The organism is Nocardia sp. NPDC060220 (genome assembly GCF_042727815.1).
Lineage (GTDB): Bacteria > Actinomycetota > Actinomycetes > Mycobacteriales > Mycobacteriaceae > Nocardia.
This window is the reverse complement of sequence record NZ_JBHWZY010000964.1, coordinates 1-2,415: the sequence shown is the minus strand read 5'-3', so window position 1 is coordinate 2,415 and position 2,415 is coordinate 1. Positions and strand designations below refer to the sequence as shown.

Here is a 2,415-nt window from a genome sequence, read left to right as displayed (position 1 = left end):
GCAAGTTCATCGGACAGCTCCTCGGAGGGTGACTCGGACGCCTGCGGCAGTTCGGGTAGCGAGGACGTTCACGGCGTGCGCCCAGCGGCCGATCGAGCGTCGGCTGCTCGACGCCAGGCATCGACGACGGCAATGGCGTCCAGGGAAGCCCGGACATCGTGCACGCGCACGCCCCAGGCGCCGTGGGTGGCCGCGAGGGCCGACAGGGTGGCGGTGGCGGTTTCGCGGCCGTCGGGCGGGCGTGGGCCGGCTTCGTCGGCCAGGAGGGCGCCGAGGAAACGCTTGCGTGAGGCGCCGATCAAGATCGGGAAACCGCCTGCCACCAGTTCCGGGAGAGCGGCGAGGAGTTCCCAGTTGTGCTCGGCGTTCTTGGCGAAACCGAGGCCGGGGTCGAGGATCAGCCGGTCCGGGGTGACCCCCGCGGCGACAGCCAGGTCGACCTGGGCGCAGAGTTCGGCGTTCACCTCGGCGACCACGTCGTCGTAGTGATCGGCGGGGCCGGTATGGCGGTAGTCGGCGCCCGCCCGCCAGTGCATGAGGATCCACGGCACGCCCGCTTCGGCGACGACTTTCACCATGTTCGGGTCGGCACGGCCGCCGGAGACGTCGTTCACCACCGAGACGCCCGCCTCCAGCGCGGCCTCGGCGACCTCGGCGCGCATGGTGTCGACACTGGTCGGCACCCCGGCGGCGACCAGTCCGCGGATCACCGGAGCGACCCTGGCGGCCTCGGCGGCCGGGTCGACCCGGTCGGCGCCCGGCCTGGTGGATTCACCACCCACGTCGACGATGTCGGCGCCCGCTTCGTACAGCTCCACACCGTGCGCGATCGCGAGTGCGGGGTCGAGGTAGCGACCACCGTCGGAGAAAGAATCAGCGGTCACGTTGACCACACCCATGACCACGCAGGAGCGGTGGTCACGGGCGGTCACCAGTGGCTGGCTCATTTGCGCAGGATCAGGTCCAGCGCCTCGGCTCGCGAGGCGGAGTCGGTTTGCAGCTGGCCGCGCACCGCCGAGGTGGTGGTGCTGGCGCCGGGCTTACGGATTCCCCTCATGGCCATGCACAGGTGCTCGGCCTCGACCACCACGATCGCGCCGCGCGGATCCAGTCGGCGCATCACCGCGTCGGCGATCTGGCTGGTCAGCCGCTCCTGCACCTGGGGGCGCTTGGCGTAGAGATCGACCACGCGCGCCAGCTTCGACAGCCCCGTCACCCGGCCGTGCGAGCCGGGGATGTAGCCGACGTGCGCGACGCCGTGGAACGAGACCAGGTGATGCTCACAGGTGGAGAACATCGGGATGTCACGAACCAGCACGAGTTCCTGGTGACCCTCGTCGAAGGTGGTCGCGAGCACCGCGTCGGGCTCGGTGTAGAGCCCGGCGAACATCTCCCGGTAAGCACGCGCCACCCGCGCGGGCGTGTCGAGCAGGCCAGGACGGTCGGGATCCTCACCGACCGCGAGCAGCAGCTCGCGCACCGCATTCTCGGCGCGCTCCTGATCGAACGGCAAACCGGTCGCCAGCGCCGTCAGCACCGACGGACTGGTCGCACCCAGCTCACCTGCCGGATCGAGTTCCTGCTTGTTGGCCGACAACTTCTCCGCACCTCCGTGATATTTGCGGCTGGCGCCGCGGGTTCTCGGCCCTGTTCTCCGCTCAGTCCAGAGGCGGGCGGGCCGAGAACGAGAGCCGAAAGCCGGCGACCACCCGACATTCGACGGCCGAGCGTGATCCGAGAACCAGTGCCGAATGCCGGTACTTGTTCGACATTCGACCTCCGAGCGTAGTTGGCCCCCGGTCAGTGGCGGCCGTTCGGCCCTTCCCACTCCTTGTTCTCCGGATCGGCGTCACGCACCGGCGGCTGCGGCTGGGCACCCCACGGCTGGAAACCGTCGCTGGCGTGCCGCGGCTGCTGCTGCTCGGGCCTGCCCCAGGCACTGCCCTGGTCCTGCGGCGGTTGGGGCTGCTGCTGCGGCTGTTGCTGCTGCGGCTGCTGCTGCTGCTCCTCGCGCGGCGGCCAACCCGGAGCCGACCAGCCGGCCGGTGCGCCGTAATCGGGCCGCGAACCGTGCGTGCCCGACTGCCGGGGGAACGCCTGGGTCGGCGCGGCGGGCAACGGGTAACCGGCCGCGGGCGGTGCGGGCTGGCCGTAGGGCTGACCCGGGTAGCCGTTGGGCTCCACCGGCGGTGCACCGTTGGGCACCGGCACCGGCGCGGGCTGCACCGGCGGCCACGGCTCGCCGCGCTCGACGGCCAGCTCGCCCGGCGTCTTCACCGGCGGCTTGTCCGACGGGTGCCGGTCACCGAAATCGTTGAACGCGGTGATCCGCGGACGCTTCTCCACACCGGCCAGGATCGTCTCGAGATCCTTGCGGTGCAGCGTCTCGCGCTCGAGCAGCGCGGTGGCCAAGGC

General features: G+C 71.1%; 2 protein-coding genes and 1 pseudogene. All 3 read right to left on the bottom strand.

Annotated features, from left to right (window positions below; translation table 11 throughout):
* Positions 1 to 68: 68 nt before the first annotated feature.
* Positions 69 to 947, bottom strand: coding sequence for a dihydropteroate synthase (gene folP / locus ACFWF3_RS32325; protein WP_379317633.1), 879 nt, complete (start codon positions 945 to 947; stop codon positions 69 to 71).
* On the bottom strand, positions 944 to 1,558 hold the full coding sequence (gene folE, locus ACFWF3_RS32320) for a GTP cyclohydrolase I FolE (RefSeq protein ID WP_378990814.1): 615 nt from the start codon (positions 1,556 to 1,558) through the stop codon (positions 944 to 946). Before folE ends, folP begins: the two co-directional genes overlap by 4 nt.
* A 242-nt stretch (positions 1,559 to 1,800) precedes the next feature.
* Positions 1,801 to 2,415: pseudogene (locus ACFWF3_RS32315) on the bottom strand (cell division protein FtsH); the annotation flags it as partial.

Bases quoted from the DNA above. Each gene is read 5' to 3' on its own strand.
- folP (WP_379317633.1), bottom strand. From the start codon at position 947: ATGAGCCAGCCACTGGTGACCGCCCGTGACCACCGCTCCTGCGTGGTC.